Source organism: Pseudoalteromonas sp. S2755 (genome assembly GCF_005886535.1).
Classification (GTDB): Bacteria; Pseudomonadota; Gammaproteobacteria; order Enterobacterales; family Alteromonadaceae; genus Pseudoalteromonas.
In genome coordinates, this window is the sequence record NZ_PNDS01000034.1 from 75,614 (window position 1) to 91,481 (window position 15,868).

Consider the following 15,868-nt stretch of genomic DNA (forward strand, 5'->3'; position numbering starts at 1 on the left):
TCTAGTTGTCTCTTAATTGGGTTTGTAACGCATGCATTTTATCGTTAATCTGAGCAAAGTAGCGTTGACTCTTGTCAAGTTGCTGCGCCTGCATGTGTTGTAATTTTGCATTTCTTTCTTTTAAGCAAGAAATGTTCCAGGAAAACAGTCTCCTGGCCTGAACATCAGGTAAAAACTCGTTGAGCATGATTAAGCACCACTTGAGCAGTGTGAGCTCAAAGACGCACTTTAGAGTGTTCCCAGCGGATGCTTGTGCTGCAAAGAGTGGCGAGCGCAAAAATTGTGGTAAGTAAGACAGTGGCACGGGCAGGGCTGGCTGGGCAAAAAAGTCGCATAGCAGCTTCCAGGCACTGTCATTTCCAGCATATTCGAAATCAATAAAATACACATCATCGCGATATTTCAGTGCGTTATGAAAGCCAAAGTCAGAGGGGGAGACCACGTCCTTTGGACAGGGCTGTTGCCAGTCTATACCGGGTGTTGTGCTGATAACTCTGGTGCGTAGTTCTATTGCTGTCAGCAGAGTATTGAGTTCAACGTTATCACGCAGAGATTCGAATCGTGAAAGACGCAGTGTGACTAATTGAATAAAGTCTTCCAGTTTAGCCGGGCTATCCGCAGCCGCATTGAGCGCCGTGCGCTCAACCTGATGACTGTTGATGGCTGCAATGAAATTGTATGCTGCACTGACATCCTGTGCTGTCACTGTTTCAAAGGTGTGGCCGTCGATAAACTCGTATATGGCAGACAGGGTGTGAGAGCAATAACCGATAGGCCGGGCTATATTTGAGATACCGGCCTTGTGTAGCTGCTGACTAAACTGAAATTCATTGTAAAGCTTGTCGAATGCCCTTGAGCCTGGCGCAAAGCATTTTAGAAAATAGGCGTTGTTATCTGAAAAGAGCTTATGTCCCTGATTATTTGCGCCCTGCGACAAGCTGGAACTGCGCCAGTGGGTTTGTCCCAGAGTAGATGAGATAAAGTCTGTTAGTTCAGCAGAGAACATAGCCAGGCATCCAATGCTTGCCAATGGTTGATTTGCGGGCCGCTGAACCTCTGAAGTGCGTTGGGTGCGAACAATACCCCATGACACTGTGCAGGAAAATCACTGTGCGTCAGAATATCTGGCAGATCATCAATAAACACGCCACACTTGAGCTGTGAGATACGCGCAACCTTTTGTGCTTTGGTCTCGTTAAAAAAGACCAAATCAGAGTCAACAGGCGCATCGGCTGATCCGATAAAACCGTGGCTGAGAAGCCACTGTGTGGCTGCGTTATGAAAGTCAACACGCTCCCCAATAATCGGGTACTTAGTTTTATGCGACACGATGGCCAGTCTATGTCCTTGTGCATAAAGGCGTTGTAATGCTGCTAGTGCCCCTGGATAGGGGCGTGCCTGGGTGATTTCTTTCCCGTAGACGATACCCTGTAGCTCGGTCCATCTGGCTTCGTTATCCTGGTCAATAAAATACTGTTTAACTTCATTTTTGCTTTGACCGACCGACTCTGGTAGCCAACCAAGCGCACAACCGACGCGATAAAATACGCCAGTGTAGTCGGCAATGGTGTTATCAAAATCTATGCCTATGATCACACCACACCCCGCTCTGATAAGGTGCTCATAATATCAGGCACAGTCAGACCCGCTTTGGCTCTCGCATCTGCGGTGGAATGCACCTGATCAATAAAGCGGTCCGGGATCCCGAAACGGTGCATCCGTGGCCCGTTTTCCTGCTCACTAACATACTCCAGCACAGCGCTACCAAAGCCACCGCTGACATTGTGCTCTTCGAGTGTGATCACATGGTCAAAACGGGTTATTGCATCGTTTAAATACGCTTCGTCGAGTGGTTTTACGGTGTGGAAACTAACCAGTTCTGGCGATAATCCGTGCTCCGTCAGTTCGCTTACTAATGCTTGTGCTAGAGGCATAATGGTACCCGTACTCAGTACGGCAATGCGTTCACCTGGTCGCATCACATGCACCTTGCCAAAGGTAAGGGCAGGGTTTCCTTCGTGGACTGCCGGCTCGTTTTTCTTACCAATTCTGAAGTAGCAAGGAGCGTTAAGCTCAATCAGCTGAGGCATCAGTTGCTCAAGCTCGTATGCGTCAGCCGGGCAGATCACGTGCATATTTGGCAGTGCGCGCATCAGCGCAATATCTTCGAATGAGTGATGAGTCGGGCCCAGGTTAGCGTAAGATAAGCCAGAGCCGGTGCCGACGATGATCACAGGCTGATTCTGATAAGCGATATCAATTTTGATCTGTTCAAAGTTACGTGACGTGGTAAACGGGGTGATGGTATAAATAAAGGGTTTATGGCCCATCATGGCACTACCAGCGGCCATAGAGGCCATGTTCGCCTCCGCAATTCCCGCGTTGATAGCGCGCTCTTCGGCAAATTCCTTTAACGGGTTAAACAACCGGTTACCTATATCTGCGTAAAAGAGCAACAGTGATTCGTCGTCTTTAGCAAGCTCAGTCAGGACTCGTGCAAATGCGTTTCTCATGATATTCCCAGCTCCTGTTTAGCCTGCGCCACTTCTTCTTCAGTCGGAATACGGTAGTGCCAGTTGTTGTCGTTTTCCATAAATGACACGCCTTTTCCTTTAACTGTGTCGGCCACAATGCACACGGGTTGTGGGATGGACTTTGCGGTTTCCAAAGCCTGTTCCAGTGCATCGATATCATGGCCATCAACGCGCATTGTATGCCAGCCGAAGGCACGCCATTTCTCTTCAAGCGGCTCAAGATGCATAATCTCGGTACTTTCACCTGTACCTTGTAATTTGTTAAAGTCGACAATCGCAACCAGGTTACTTAAGCGCTTACCGGCTGCAAACATCGCAGCCTCCCAGACTGTTCCTTCATTGATCTCTCCATCGCCCATGAGCACGTAAAAGCGGTTCTTAGCGCCTTGTAACTGTTTGCTCAGTGCCATGCCGGTTGCTAACGATAAAGCATGGCCCAGAGACCCTGAAACCGTTTCTACGCCTGCCGGGGCGTGTATTCCCGGGTGCTCTTCAAACTGGCTGTCAGTCTGACCATGTTCGTACAGTGCCGTTGGAGAGAAGTAATCACGGTAGGCAAGCGTTGTGTACAGCGCGCTGGCAGCATGTCCTTTACCCAACAAAAAGTAATCACGCTCAGGATTAGCCGGGTTGTTGGGCGTGATATGCATCGTGCGCCAATACAACACGGTCAGAATATCAACACAGGACAAACAACTGCCCAGATGTGGTGTTTTTGTCTGGCTGGATACGTCACACAAAGTGTAACGGATCTGCGCTGCGATGGAGTTCAAAGTCATAATACGCCTACGGAATAAACCAATAAAAATCGCCAGTGTAACCGTTATCACGGAAAAACTGTTTCCAGTCATCCACATGCATAATGGTCTTGGCTGTCAGTGCCCACTCCATCATGCGCTCTTTTTCTTCATCGTTACGGTAGGCATCGACGGTAATAAAAGATTTGCCACGACTGACACGTTCAATTTCACGTAGCGCCATTGCGCACTCACTTTCCTCAAGGTTGTGGATAGTATTAATAGACATCACAACATCAAAGGAATTGTCTTCAAAAGGTAAGGATTTGGCGTCACCTAATGTAAGTAAATCTTTGACTTCTTCTTTCGCATGCTCGAGTGCGTATTCTGAAATATCCAGTCCGCGCAATGTCATATCCGGGATCAACTGTTGCAGGTCATACAGCATAAAGCCTTTGGCACATCCCACGTCTAGCAGGCTGGAGTCTGCATTGAGGCCGAAGTGTGCTTTGAGATCCGGTACTACAGGTTGCCAAAAGCGAGGGAAGTAATGAAAACCACCGTAGCCATAGGTTCTGTCACCATCAAAAAAATCTTTGCCATATTGTCTTGCGATCTCTCTGTCGGCATCCGTAATAACTTGTGCTCTACCTTTGGTGTCGCGCTTTGATTTTGGGTAATTGCTAAGTAAATCTATTTCTTGTCCTAACATGGGGATCTCACGCTTTATGAATATAGTCATGGGGGAGTGCACTTAAAATGTCTTTGTAGTTTTTCACCCAAGCAATGGTTCGCTCTAGTCCATTTTCAAGTGTTACTTGATCCTGCCAAGAGAGCTCTGAGCGAATTTTTTGTGTATCTAAGAGGTAAGCCGCATCTTTGCCAAGTCTATCTTCAGTGACTTCGCAGACTTGATCAAAGGGAACATGCAACATATCGCAAATTAACTCAACCAAAGCTCTGATTGTGATCATTCTTTCGGTTGATATGTGGTAAATCTCCCCAAGTTTCCCATTATCACCGATAAGCTGTGTCGCACTAGAAACATCATCAATGTGAATAAATGAGCGAGTAGAGTGACCACCGCCGTGTAGTGGTAACACTTTATCAAGCAGAGCAAAGAGTATCGTGCGCGGAATGATCCGATATAACTGCTGACCCTCACCATACACATTAGCTGCACGTGTAAATACCACAGGAAACTGATAGACATCCGCGAAAGTGTGCAAGCTCATATCTGCTGCTGCACGTGAAACCGCATAAGGGGTGCTCGGGTGATAATTTTTATTCTCAGGTACTAAACCTTCGCAGCTACCATACACCTCGGGCGTCGAAATATGAATATAACGATCTAATGAATCGAGTTTGTTAAGCTCGTTGTGAAGCTTAATCGTTGAAACCGCATTGGTCATAAACCAATGCTCAGGATATTGCCAACTTTGGCCCACCATGCTTTGCGCCGCAAAGTTGTAGACTTGTTTTATATTGTGCTTTTTTATCAGCGCGATAATCTCATCGAGGTGATGGTTTAAGTCGAGCTGGTGAAATTCAGGTTGGCTCGGCTGCCAGCGATAGGGCAACAAAGCGTCATTCGGTTCCTCTGAGCGGCTGACAGCGATTACCTGCTGTTCTTGTTTGAGCATGTGCGCGCAGAATGATGCACCAGAAAATGAATTACTGCCAAGTACTAAAATAGGGGAGCTAGTCATCTTTTAACTCCCGATATAAAGCTTTCATAAGAATGTGTCCAATGACAACTTGGGTATCTTCGGAAATTTGCATATCTTGAATATCAAAGTGAAACACTTGATCAAGCAAAGGTTTCGCCTTACCGCCATCAAATCCTAAGATCCCAACAGTCGTCATACCAAGGCTTTGGGCTTGCTCAATGGCATTGATAATATTTCCAGAATTTCCGCTACCAGAGAGTACTAATAAAACATCGAGATGATTGGCTTTTACCTTAAGCTGGTGAGCAAAAATGTTGTCGTAACCTATGTCGTTACCAAGGCATGTCAACACTGAACTATTTGCAGCCAATGCTTCTACCTTAAGTGCATTGCCTTTTGGACTGATGCCAAAAGTAAAGTCGTTTGCAAGGTGGATGGCATTGGCGGCCGAGCCACCGTTGCCACACAAATACAAGGTACCGCCGTTGGCTTTCATATCCAGCAAAGTGCTGACCAGCTGTTTGACTGCATTACCATCAAGTTGTGTCAGTACCTGGCTGAGCGTGTGAACATAGTCCTCAGTCAGAGCGACAATCGGATCCTGGCGTGGTATTGGGGCGACGATGCCTTGTTGTTTACTCATAATACTTCTCGCTGCATCCATTTAAGGTTATAGAAGCGATCTTCATTTTTTAACTGGCCAGCACGATAGGCGCTGATCAGTTCTTCAATCGCAGTGGCGACATTTTTGGTAGGTTTAAATCCTGTCGCCAGCAGTTTATCTGAGTTGATCCGGTAGCATCTTGGGTCATTCGATGGGGTTACCTCAATGTCACAATCAACCTGAGCCTTTACCATATTTGCAATATCCATAATGGAGATATTCTCAAATCCGGCATTGAATACACCGCTGGTTTTTTCTGGATGTTCCAGCATGTAAATGTACAGGTCAGTAATATCGTCGATATGGATGTTTGGACGCACCTGGGCACCGCCAAATACAGTGATTTTGCCATTCTCAAGCGCCTGCATCGTCAACATATTGACGGATACATCCAGGCGTTGGCGAGGAGATAAACCACAAACGGTGGCGGGTCGGACAATTTGAACGGTCATGTCATCTGCGTAGCTAAGTAGTACTCTTTCTGCGACCATTTTTGTCTTGTTATACTCGGAAATTGGCTCTAACGTTAAGTCCTCAGTAACCTGATTTTCGTCTTTTACGCCGTAAACACTGCCTGATGAGGCATATATAAATTGTTTGATACCGGCGCGTTTTGCCTTGTCAGCCAGCTGCATTGTGGCAAGAGCACTGACCTCCCAAGTTAACTTAGGGTTTAAATCTCCACAAGGATCGTTAGCAATAGAAGCCAGATGAATGATGCTGTCAACAGTAGAGAGGTCTATATTTTCAGTTTGTCTAACATCGCCTTTAATTACGGTGAGATTTTCATGTGGAGCCAAGAAATTCCCAAACCATTGTGTGTCCAGCGCGATAACTCGATATCCTTTAGCCAGCAACTTAGGAACAAGCACGGTTCCTTTATAGCCGGTAGCACCAGTAACTAATACGGTTTTTTTATTCATTTTTCTCTCTTTTTTGAATACGTTAATCACCTGGCATGATCTTGCTGAAGCAAAAATTGCGCCTAAATATTCATGCACGATTGACTTATTCTGTGCTAGGCAGTTTTCTGTTCAACGTGCTTGTTTATATCGGCTAGGTGGGGGTGATTCTTTAATGTTTCCAATAATTCGTTGTAACTAAAGTTAAGGTTGTTGTTAAATTGTTGGTAAATCGCTTGAATAGCGGTGTAGTCATCTGGTTCATCCAGTGTCAGGCGATAGTGGCTATTATCTACTCCAGCGCTGATAGTATGGCTATTGATGGTGTTGAATTTAGCCATCCCCAAGGTGACGTGTTCTTTGTCTGGTGCACTATGTGCAAGTTGATGCGTGCGAGCCAGTAGACGAAAGGCAAATACACAGGTATCTAAACCTCGGGGAAAGCCACTATGTGGCCCTAAACTGACCATATCAACGCTATGGTTTTGATAATAATCAATAGCTAAGCGTACCAACGTAGAGTCTATAAGGGGACAGTCACTGGTCAGGCGAACAATTGCTGTATTGTCTTGAGCACCATAATGACGAGCGGCTAGGTAATAGCGGCTTAATACGTTTTCTGTGCTTCCGCGAAAATACTTTATATTTAAGCGTGTACAAAGGTCTACTATGGGTTGTTCAGTACCATCATCGGTGGTTGCAATAACTACATTATTAACCAAATCCCCAAGTCTATCTAACATCACTTGTAGTACAGAGCTATTGCATAACGGCAACATAACTTTGCCCGGTAATCGGCTCGATGTCATTCGGGCCTGAATTATTATTTGTAAGTCCTTCAAGGCAAACCTATTTATTGGAGATAGTTGTCAATTAGATGATATACAGAGGTTTCATGCAAGTAAAGTTGAAATGGTTTAAAGGGGATAGTGGTACCTTCTTTGAGCGCGAATGTTCTGAAAATAAACGATTTTCTACTGTTTATTTATAGTTTTTTTGGAGAAGCTTGTAGTAAGTTAATGTTTTGCTTAGAGTGGCCGATTAAAAGTAAGTATTGAATTATTCCCCCAAAAGAATCCTCTAGCAGACAATAGGGAGCAGCAGTGAACATACAAGATAGTCAATTCTATATTTATGGTGCAAGCCATTATGGCCAAGCATTAGCTGCGTACTTGTTGGAGAAAGGTCTCAAGCCTCGCGCAATTTTAGATAAGTCGCCAAAATTTAATGATTACATGGGAATTCCTTGTCACGCTTTTCCCAACGATAAGCTTGATAAATGTTTTCCCGTTATTATTTCTATACTTGGTTACGCTGGTGTAGAAAAAAGTTTACTTGAATCTGGGTTTGATCAAATTGTATCGACTCTAGATTCGTTCGACTTGTTTCCGGCAGCACTAAAGCGCCTGAACAAGTGTGGTGTACTCTGGATGCAGCCTTCTAGCGATTTGGTTGATGAAAGTAAATGTGCAAAAGTGCTCTCTTTGCTATCCGATCAACAATCTCGAGATACTTATAACTTACTCGTTAACTACCGTGTTAATCCGTGCCGCGATAATTACCCATTACCGGAACAATATGAAATGTACTTCCCAGATGACATTCCTAAGTTGTACAAATACGAGAAGGTGCGAGTTTTAGATATCGGTGCATATGATGGGGATACTTTGGCTGGCTTTTTTCAGCGTTACGCTCAAACTATCGAGCATTATGCTGCTGTCGAAGTAAGTACTAAGAACATCAAGTTGCTAGAAGCGCGTTTGAAAGCCATGGGAGATGCGACTGAATATGTTAGTATTTATCGCAAAGCTGTAGGGCTTCCAGAAAATAAAAAACTCTTAGTGAAAGAGAACTTATCAGCAACTTATGTGAGTGTTATCGAAGAAGGTGAAGTTGCAAACGTGTCAGAAGACTGTTTGGTTGAGAGTATCAACTTAAGTGAATTAACGGCAATGACTCAATGTAATGTGATAAAAATGGATATTGAGGGAGCCGATTATGATGCTCTTGTTCAATGCAGAGATTATATAGCGGAGTGTACACCGACACTTGCTTTATCTCTTTACCACAGGCCAGAGGACTTATGGGAAATCCCGTTATTAATCGAATCTTTTGCAGCCAATAGGTATCGTTATTACGTTCGCCAAGAAGGGCATTGGTTACTAGAAACTCAGTTTTATGCCGTACCAAAAGATAAATGATACCCTCTATTTTGCTCTTGGCGAAAGACTAACTCTTTAACAGTATTGAAGAACATAGATAAAAATTGAATTTAGGAACACAATGACATTTCAATCCAGTTTTAAAATCGATGGTAGGGTGATAGGACACGATCACCCTTGTTATATTATTGCTGAAATGTCGGCAAACCATGGGCAGTGCTTAATCAAAGCGAAAGAACTAGTGCATGCGGCATATGAATCCGGCGCTGATGCAATAAAATTGCAAACCTATACAGCAGACACCTTAACAATGGACTGCAAACTGCCGCATTTTGAAGCCACGGGACCTTGGAAAGGTCAGTATCTTCATGATTTATACAAAACAGCTTATATGCCGTGGGATTTTCATGCTGAGCTTTTCGAGCTAGCTGCTAAACTTGGCTTGACGTGCTTCTCGTCGCCATTCGATAAAAGCGCGGTAGATTTGTTAAGTCAGCTGGATGCGCCTGCATATAAAATTGCTTCGCCAGAATTGATCGATCATCAGCTGATCCGGGATGTCGCCGCAACAGGTAAGCCGGTAATTATGTCTACCGGGGGCGCGACGCTACCAGAAATAGCTGAGGCAGTGAAAGTAGCTGAAGAGGCGGGTGTAACTGAGCTTGGGCTGATGAAATGTACGAGTACCTATCCAGCCCCTGCTGAGACGATAAATTTGCGCACAATTCCGCATATGAGAGAAGCGTTTAAGTGCCCTGTAGGGTTATCCGATCATACACTTGGCAATGATGTACCTCTGGCATCAGTTGCGGTCGGGGCATGCATGATTGAAAAGCACTTTGTGCTCAATAAAAGTGACAACACCGCGGATAGCTTTTTTTCAATGACCCCAGACGAATTAAAAGCGCTAGTCCATGGTGTTAGACAGATTGAAAAAGCGATGGGAGAGGTTAATTATCCCACTGAAGCGTCAAAAGCTCGTCGCTGTGTCTACATTATAAAAGATATTAAATCAGGTGAGCGCCTGACTGCCGAACATTTAAGGCAGATGCGCCCCGGTGGCGGTGAAATCATGCCAAAAGAGCTGCCGAGCCTAATAGGTCGGTCAGTGAATAGAGATCTGCGCTGTGGTGAGCAGCTAGCATGGAGTGATTTATCGTGAATACGAACAAAGAAATGCTGACCCAAACTATTCAACAGTTTTTGCTAGAACGAGGCGTATTGGTCGCTGACGATGACATAGATTGTTATAACTTTGTCGCAGAAGGGACACTGGATTCTTTTGAAATATTAACGCTAATCATGCAGTTAGAAAGTGACTATCGTATTGCGGTGCCGCCCGAATTATTAATGGACACAGAAAATGCAAATGTAGGCACTTTGGTAAATTCACTGGTTAAGCTTGCCAATGATCGCGATAAGAGTTGATACCTTATGTGGCCTTGGCCACTTTATGCGTTGTAAGTGGTTAGCGTTAGCGCTTCAAGCGTGTGGCAAAAAAGTGATAGTTATAGTCGATAAACCGGTTCCCGAGCAGTTATCACTTGAGCTGAAGAGCAACATAAAAGCCTTACCTTTTGCACAAACGCAAGAAGACGATGCTCATAATACTTTGAAGGTACTTTCTGAGATACAAAAACCGGTTGAAAGCATTATCGTGGACAGCTACCGTTTTGACTCAGAGTGGGAATTAGAAGTTGCGAAGCAGATTCCCTCAATTGTCGCAGTGGACGATTTAGAAAGAGCGCATAGTGCTAAGCTACTTATTGATAGTAAGTGGTGTGGCGATAAGACTGGTGAGCGCTACGCAAGCTCGCAGTATAAGCTACTGGGCCCTGATTTTGCTATGCTGTCACCGGCATATCAACACTACACACATCAAGAGCGTAAGCTAAATCGTGTGATGTTTTCTCTTGGCGGTGGAGGGGATTGGCATACTGTTTCTGACTGGATAGCCTTGTTGCTAAATATGGCACCAGAAATTGAAATTGACGTTATCTTAGGGCCAATGGCTGAGAGAGTAGAGGCGTTAACTCTGCTTGCGAATACGACTTCTAGATTGCAGCTAATTCGGCAACCGCCTTCTCTTGTGCCTTATTATCAAAGTTGTAGCCTATTTGTGGGAGCACTTGGTACTTCGCTTTATGAGCTGGCCGCAACCAATACGCCAGCGTTGACGTTTTCGATTGCTGCAAATCAAGACAATCAACAAAACGCGCTTGATGACTTAGGTCATTATTTTCATGTACCAGAGCTCTTGACGCGAAAGGCTAGTGAGGTTGTCGCGTTAATTTTGACGTTAGTGAAACAGTCTACGCGAATAATAAAAGCGCGAGAGACTGCACCGGTTAAGGTAGATGGCCGAGGGGCAATTCGAGTCGCAGAGTTGGTTTTAGCGGATGACATTAGATCTTCTGTGACACAAAAAACTTTGCATAGCCAAGAGGAAAATGTATGCCAGCTAACCGCACAGGTGCAGATCCGTCAAGTCAACGACTCAGACGTAAATAGATACCTTGCAGCGAGGAACTTACCAGATAACACTTGGCGTATGACAATTACTTCTGGTATTGACGTGCTGGGGCATTATCAGTGGTGGTTTACTAACAGTAGAGAGTCATTTGTGATGGAGTCTAACGGCAAACCGTTACTATACGTTTGGCATCAAACTCATAGCATTGAAGGGCAAGAGTATCTGGTTGGTGGGTGGTTTGCAGCCTCTGATGAGGTGAACTTTGCCCACGCACAAATGGTTTTGGAGTGGCAACTCTGTGAAACCGCAGCTAAATATCCTGAAGCCATTTGGCTTGCGGTAATAAACAAAGAAAATAAGTTTGTGAATCTGCTTAACCAGCGTGCGGGCTTCGTGTCCATCGAACATGATGAAAAGAAAATGCGCGCAACGCAACAGTTGTTTCCAAACGCATCGCTCTGCGAGTTTAATTATGTTGGTAAAGAGGTAAATACATGACAAAGAGTATTTACGAGTTATTCGAAGAAAATGTTAAACAGACTCCCAAGAAAGCGGCGGTTGTCTATCTAGAGCAGCAAGTGAGCTATGAGGAGCTGAATCGACAGGTATTAAAGTTAAGTGCACACTTTGTATGGTCGGGTCTTACCCCCGGTCAACGAGTGGGTATATTTGCGCCTAATGGCATCGAATTTGTCGTAACACTACTCGCTATTGCTAAGCTGGGAATCGCAGCTGTGCCATTACCAATTAGCCTCAAAGGTAATGCATTAATAACAGCGTTGAAGAAAACGCCGGTTGCCATGGTCGTGGCATGGCCGACGATAAGTAAAATATTACTCGATGCCAATTTGATAGAGCCTAGTAACTTGGTGACTCTTGGTAAAGCCGTGAGTGAAGAGCTAAGTTGGGAAGCGCTTCAATCCTATGAAAAATTGGATGACTTGCAACATGATGTTGATCTTGATGCGCCGTTTATTTTGACGATGACCTCAGGCTCCACTGGGCAGCCGAAACCAATTGTGTTAAGCCAAGCGTGTAAAATAAACCGCGCCATGGATGCGACTATCCATTATTACGGTTTGACCAAACAAGATGTAATCCTGGTAGCAACACCAATGTATCACTCATTAGCACAAAGAGGGGTGCTAATGCCGTTAATGCTTGGTGCTACAACTGTTGTTATGCCCAAGTTTAATCTTTCACAATGGCTAAGTGCGATTGAACAGTATAAGGTAAGTTTTTTGTTTGCCGTTGCTGCTCAACTAGAAAACTTGGTTACAAAAGGTACATCTGGTGCAGATTTAAGTTCTTTGAAATGTATCGTTTCATCATCTGCGGTGCTTGAGGGTACAACCAAAAAGCGTTTATTAGAGATGTTAAGCTGTCGCTTTCATGAGTGTTATGGGGCTTCAGAAGTGGGAGTGGTTACTGATTTTGCGGTTTCAGAAAATCCTGAACAAAGTGGCAGTGTGGGCAAAGCACTGCCATTTGTCTCATTGAAAATTACGGATGACCAAGGGTGTGAAGTCGCAACTGGCCAAGTAGGAGAGATATGCTGTAACACTTCTACCATTTTTGGTGGCTACCTAAAAATGCCAGATCAAACTCGGGCGGCTTTTTATGTGGGAGATTTCTTTAAAACCGGAGACTTAGGTTATGTGGATGAGCGGGGGTACCTTTACTACGTCGGCCGTAAAAAAGAGGTGATTTCTAGCGGCGGGATCAATGTATTCCCTCAAGATATTGAGACAGTTGTCAAATCAGTCGAAGGCGTAGAAGATTGCGTTGCATTTGGGATAAAAGACGCGCAATTGGGCGAAATTGTGAAAGTAGTAATAGAGCAAAGCCAAGACACCGACTTAATTCATGTAATTAGAAAAGCGTGCTTGCAAGAGCTAACTGACTATCAACAGCCTAGATTTATAGAGAGAGTGGAAGCTTTACCGAGAAACCAGATGGGGAAAGTGCTTCGCAACGACGTTAAGACACAATTTAGTCAATAGAATGAATAACCTAAGCAGGTGAAGTCAACTACTTCACCTGCTGCCATGTACCACTTTCAGCAGAGCGCTTTGCGGCTTCAAATAACGCCAAACCTTGCTTGGCTTGCTCAAATCCAAAAACGTACTCTGAACGGCTGGGCTGGTTGCTTAAGTGTAATTGGAGTGCTCCTGCAATATCGCTATATAAATTGGCAAAGGCCTCTACAAAACCGGTGGGGTGACCAGGTTTCATTCGATTGTATCGGAATTGATTTGCATACTGGCATTGGCCTGCTCTATCTAACACTTCCCTACGCCCATCATTATAGTTGAGTTCTAATTCATCAGGATTTAATTGAAACCAACGAGCACTTCCTTTTGTGCCATAAACGCGTACGGACAGACCATTTCTATGACCAATTGCTGTTTTAGACATCCACATTGTGCCAACGATACCATTTGGGTATTTCAAGAGCATGTTAACGTCATCAACTAATTCTTTGAACTCTGAGTGATTAGCAAATTGCGCGCAGGTGGCTTCAGGCTCAACTTCTAATAGATAGCTAGATAAATGGTGAAGGTGTACACCTAAATCGAGACAGATTGTTGGGACGTCGTAATCTTTTAAACGCCATGATTGTGGTTGGCTAGGTTTGCCTGCGATATCTGGTGGGCGTTTAAAACCTTCTTGGGGCATTTCAAGATGAATTTTTTGTATTTCCCCAAGCGCACCATTGGAAATAATATGCTTGAGCTCCCTCACCATAGCGTAACCACTGTAGTTGAATGTTACGGCAAGAAAGTGTTTATTGGGGTTGTAACAAGCCTCAATTTCCTTCGCTTCAGCCAATCCGCAAGTCAGTGACTTTTCACTAATAACGGCTAAGTCCCTTTCCAACAATGCCTTTAGCACCTCAGTGTGATGAGGGGTTGGTGTTAAAATAACAAAAGCGTCTACTGTGTTTTGCTCGGCTAAAATTAACTCTTTCCAGCAGTTATAGGTGCGCTCTGTACTTATATTCCATTGTTCAGCCGTGTGCTGATTGACCTTAGCGTTTCGACTAAATGCACCTGCGACGACCTGAAACTTATTATCTAGATGTGCTGCAGAAAAGTGTACATAGCCGACTGCAGAGTTATTACCTCCGCCAATAAAAGCCAATTGCAATGGTCTATTATTCATAATCTTTCCTTTAGCTTTCATCACTGCTGGTACACTCAAGATAAAGCGCTTCAGTCGTGCTAACAATGTACTCTTGTTGGGTTAAAGTGAGGGTTGGATACAAAGGTAAGGTGATTGCACTGTAGTAGTAGGATTCAGCTTCAGCGCAATAGCCAGCCTCAAAGCCTAAATTCTGATAATAGGGTTGTAGGTATATTGGAATATAGTGAACATGCGCAAAGACGCCTTTCTCCCGAAGCGCGCTGACCATAAAGTTATGCTGATCAGGCGTACAATTTTCGAGTCTAATAACATATAAGTGATAGGCAGACATTGAGCTTTCAGATCGTGCGAGAGGTGTGATCCCAATACTATCTGCAAATAGCGTATCGTACGTGTTAGCAAGGTTATTTCGCCGCTTAACAAATGCATCGACCTTAGTAAGCTGTGCTATCCCTAAACTTGCGTGTAAATCCGTCATTCGGTAGTTAAAGCCTAAGTCTTGCTGCTGGTAGTACCAGACCCCATGGCTGGGTTCATTAAACTCGTCTGAATTTCCAGTAATGCCATGACTGCGAAGCTTAGCCATCGTATTTGCCAGCGTTTGGTCGTTTGTCAGCGCAGCACCACCCTCAGCCGAAGTAATTATTTTTACTGGATGAAAGCTAAAAACACAGATATCGGAGTACTCACAACAACCCACCTTTTTACCGTGGTAGGAACCTCCAATAGCATGTGATGCGTCTTCAATTACTTTAAAACCATGATTGAAGACGGCAAGTTTCGCGAAGACTTATTTTATAGACTCAATGTATTCCCCATTGAAAACCCCTCTTTAAACGAGCGTGCGGAAGATATTGCGCTACTGCTAAAAGAATTAACACGTAGAGTAAATGAACAAACGGGAAATTCGGTTAAGTTTACTGACAGAGCCGTAGATAGCTTGAAGTCGCACGCTTGGCCTGGGAATATTCGAGAGCTTGCAAACCTTGTGGAACGAATGGTGATTATGTTCCCGGACAAGGTTGTCGATGTGACGGATTTACCACAAAAATACCGTTATATAGAAGTTGAAGCATTTGAGCCTGAATATCCAGAAGAACTACTAGAAAAAGATGCGTTTAATGAACTATTTAGCGATGGCTTTAGTGACGACGAAGAGGACATGGTAGCGGAAGATTTTGCGCCGCAAGCATCGAATGTTGGCATACTGCCAGATGAAGGGATAGAGTTAAAAGAATATTTAGCAGAGCTTGAAATTGATTTGATCACTCAAGCTTTAGAGCGCTACGATTATGTGGTTGCAAGAGCTGCAGAAATATTGGGTGTTCGCCGTACAACATTAGTTGAGAAGATGAAAAAGTATAATCTCAATCGTGACTGATAGTTCATCGATTACTACCTAACCTGAACTCGGGATAAGAAGTAAGTTAATCCACTAAAATCACTAAATTCAAAAGCGTAGTATCACTCTAGCCAGAAGTTATTTCTTAATACAAGGCAAATTTGTGCGTCAATAGCTGGCCTATTGCAAGCAAATTTAACGAAGTAGTAAGGCATAAAAGCTGCTAGATAACAAGTT

General features: G+C 44.2%; 15 protein-coding genes and 2 pseudogenes. 6 read left to right on the forward strand and 11 right to left on the reverse strand.

The annotated features are described in order from the left end of the window. Position 1: 1 nt before the first annotated feature. The 9 genes from CWC03_RS07125 to CWC03_RS07165 all read right to left on the reverse strand — a co-directional run bounded on the left by CWC03_RS07125 (position 2) and on the right by CWC03_RS07165 (position 7,328). Positions 2–1,006, reverse strand: coding sequence for a phosphotransferase (locus tag CWC03_RS07125; protein ID WP_249313967.1), 1,005 nt, complete (start codon positions 1,004–1,006; stop codon positions 2–4). Beyond that, the gene (locus CWC03_RS07130; protein ID WP_138581173.1) at positions 988–1,596 is read right to left on the reverse strand and encodes an HAD family hydrolase; all 609 of its coding nucleotides are present in this window, start codon (positions 1,594–1,596) and stop codon (positions 988–990) included. Before CWC03_RS07130 ends, CWC03_RS07125 begins: the two co-directional genes overlap by 19 nt. Beyond that, the gene (locus CWC03_RS07135) at positions 1,593–2,513 is read right to left on the reverse strand and encodes a transketolase family protein (RefSeq protein WP_138581174.1); all 921 of its coding nucleotides are present in this window, start codon (positions 2,511–2,513) and stop codon (positions 1,593–1,595) included. Before CWC03_RS07135 ends, CWC03_RS07130 begins: the two co-directional genes overlap by 4 nt. Then, entirely contained in the window at positions 2,510–3,313 is an 804-nt protein-coding gene (locus tag CWC03_RS07140) for a transketolase (RefSeq protein ID WP_138581175.1), read from the reverse strand. The genes CWC03_RS07135 and CWC03_RS07140 overlap by 4 nt, the downstream gene beginning before the upstream one ends. Positions 3,314–3,320: 7 nt before the next feature. Beyond that, positions 3,321–4,013 (reverse strand): class I SAM-dependent methyltransferase, encoded by a 693-nt coding sequence (locus tag CWC03_RS07145; protein ID WP_238536739.1) that lies wholly within the window; start codon positions 4,011–4,013, stop codon positions 3,321–3,323. Further along, positions 3,991–4,980 carry a GDP-mannose 4,6-dehydratase gene (locus tag CWC03_RS07150; RefSeq protein ID WP_138581176.1) on the reverse strand — a complete coding sequence of 330 codons (990 nt, stop codon included), beginning with the start codon at positions 4,978–4,980 and terminating at the stop codon, positions 3,991–3,993. Before CWC03_RS07150 ends, CWC03_RS07145 begins: the two co-directional genes overlap by 23 nt. Then, positions 4,973–5,584 carry an SIS domain-containing protein gene (locus CWC03_RS07155; RefSeq protein ID WP_138581177.1) on the reverse strand — a complete coding sequence of 204 codons (612 nt, stop codon included), beginning with the start codon at positions 5,582–5,584 and terminating at the stop codon, positions 4,973–4,975. The genes CWC03_RS07150 and CWC03_RS07155 overlap by 8 nt, the downstream gene beginning before the upstream one ends. Continuing rightward, positions 5,581–6,528, reverse strand: a complete 948-nt coding sequence (locus CWC03_RS07160; RefSeq protein WP_138581178.1) for an NAD-dependent epimerase/dehydratase family protein — start codon at positions 6,526–6,528, stop codon at positions 5,581–5,583. The genes CWC03_RS07155 and CWC03_RS07160 overlap by 4 nt, the downstream gene beginning before the upstream one ends. Positions 6,529–6,623: 95 nt before the next feature. After that, positions 6,624–7,328: a cytidylyltransferase domain-containing protein gene (locus CWC03_RS07165; RefSeq protein ID WP_283234888.1), complete on the reverse strand. Its 705-nt coding sequence runs from the start codon at positions 7,326–7,328 to the stop codon at positions 6,624–6,626. Between the two features lie 282 nt (positions 7,329–7,610). On the opposite strand from CWC03_RS07165, the gene CWC03_RS07170 reads away from it, so the two are divergent. The 5 genes from CWC03_RS07170 to CWC03_RS07190 all read left to right on the forward strand — a co-directional run bounded on the left by CWC03_RS07170 (position 7,611) and on the right by CWC03_RS07190 (position 13,145). After that, a complete protein-coding gene (locus tag CWC03_RS07170; protein WP_138581180.1) occupies positions 7,611–8,708 on the forward strand; it encodes an FkbM family methyltransferase in 1,098 nt (365 codons plus the stop codon). Positions 8,709–8,790: 82 nt separating this feature from the next. Continuing rightward, positions 8,791–9,831: a pseudaminic acid synthase gene (gene pseI, locus CWC03_RS07175; RefSeq protein WP_138581181.1), complete on the forward strand. Its 1,041-nt coding sequence runs from the start codon at positions 8,791–8,793 to the stop codon at positions 9,829–9,831. Continuing rightward, positions 9,828–10,097, forward strand: a complete 270-nt coding sequence (locus CWC03_RS07180) for a hypothetical protein (RefSeq protein WP_138581182.1) — start codon at positions 9,828–9,830, stop codon at positions 10,095–10,097. The genes pseI and CWC03_RS07180 overlap by 4 nt, the downstream gene beginning before the upstream one ends. After that, positions 10,078–11,640, forward strand: a complete 1,563-nt coding sequence (locus CWC03_RS07185; RefSeq protein ID WP_138581183.1) for a pseudaminic acid biosynthesis protein PseG — start codon at positions 10,078–10,080, stop codon at positions 11,638–11,640. Before CWC03_RS07180 ends, CWC03_RS07185 begins: the two co-directional genes overlap by 20 nt. After that, positions 11,637–13,145, forward strand: a complete 1,509-nt coding sequence (locus CWC03_RS07190; RefSeq protein ID WP_138581184.1) for a class I adenylate-forming enzyme family protein — start codon at positions 11,637–11,639, stop codon at positions 13,143–13,145. Before CWC03_RS07185 ends, CWC03_RS07190 begins: the two co-directional genes overlap by 4 nt. 28 nt (positions 13,146–13,173) lie before the next feature. Here CWC03_RS07190 and CWC03_RS07195 read toward each other — a convergent pair whose 3' ends face one another. Together CWC03_RS07195 and CWC03_RS07200 are read right to left on the reverse strand one after the other, a co-directional pair. Next, the gene (locus tag CWC03_RS07195) at positions 13,174–14,307 is read right to left on the reverse strand and encodes a Gfo/Idh/MocA family protein (RefSeq protein ID WP_138581185.1); all 1,134 of its coding nucleotides are present in this window, start codon (positions 14,305–14,307) and stop codon (positions 13,174–13,176) included. A gap of 10 nt (positions 14,308–14,317) precedes the next feature. Next, positions 14,318–15,070, reverse strand: a pseudogene (locus tag CWC03_RS07200) (DegT/DnrJ/EryC1/StrS family aminotransferase); the annotation flags it as partial. Here CWC03_RS07200 and CWC03_RS07205 point away from each other — a divergent pair. Further along, positions 15,050–15,670, forward strand: a pseudogene (locus CWC03_RS07205) (AAA-type ATPase lid domain-containing protein); the annotation flags it as partial. The pseudogenes CWC03_RS07200 and CWC03_RS07205 overlap by 21 nt on opposite strands. Positions 15,671–15,868 lie beyond the last annotated feature (198 nt).

Excerpts from the sequence above, each read along its gene's own strand:
- pseI (WP_138581181.1), top strand. The coding sequence starts at position 8,791 with ATGACATTTCAATCCAGTTTTAAAATCGATGGTAGGGTGATAGGACAC.
- CWC03_RS07140 (WP_138581175.1), bottom strand. The coding sequence starts at position 3,313 with ATGACTTTGAACTCCATCGCAGCGCAGATCCGTTACACTTTGTGTGAC.
- CWC03_RS07190 (WP_138581184.1), top strand. The coding sequence starts at position 11,637 with ATGACAAAGAGTATTTACGAGTTATTCGAAGAAAATGTTAAACAGACT.
- CWC03_RS07125 (WP_249313967.1), bottom strand. The coding sequence starts at position 1,006 with ATGTTCTCTGCTGAACTAACAGACTTTATCTCATCTACTCTGGGACAA.
- CWC03_RS07155 (WP_138581177.1), bottom strand. The coding sequence starts at position 5,584 with ATGAGTAAACAACAAGGCATCGTCGCCCCAATACCACGCCAGGATCCG.
- CWC03_RS07150 (WP_138581176.1), bottom strand. The coding sequence starts at position 4,980 with ATGACTAGCTCCCCTATTTTAGTACTTGGCAGTAATTCATTTTCTGGT.
- CWC03_RS07160 (WP_138581178.1), bottom strand. The coding sequence starts at position 6,528 with ATGAATAAAAAAACCGTATTAGTTACTGGTGCTACCGGCTATAAAGGA.
- CWC03_RS07145 (WP_238536739.1), bottom strand. The coding sequence starts at position 4,013 with ATGACTATATTCATAAAGCGTGAGATCCCCATGTTAGGACAAGAAATA.
- CWC03_RS07195 (WP_138581185.1), bottom strand. The coding sequence starts at position 14,307 with ATGAATAATAGACCATTGCAATTGGCTTTTATTGGCGGAGGTAATAAC.
- CWC03_RS07135 (WP_138581174.1), bottom strand. The coding sequence starts at position 2,513 with ATGAGAAACGCATTTGCACGAGTCCTGACTGAGCTTGCTAAAGACGAC.
- CWC03_RS07185 (WP_138581183.1), top strand. The coding sequence starts at position 10,078 with ATGATCGCGATAAGAGTTGATACCTTATGTGGCCTTGGCCACTTTATG.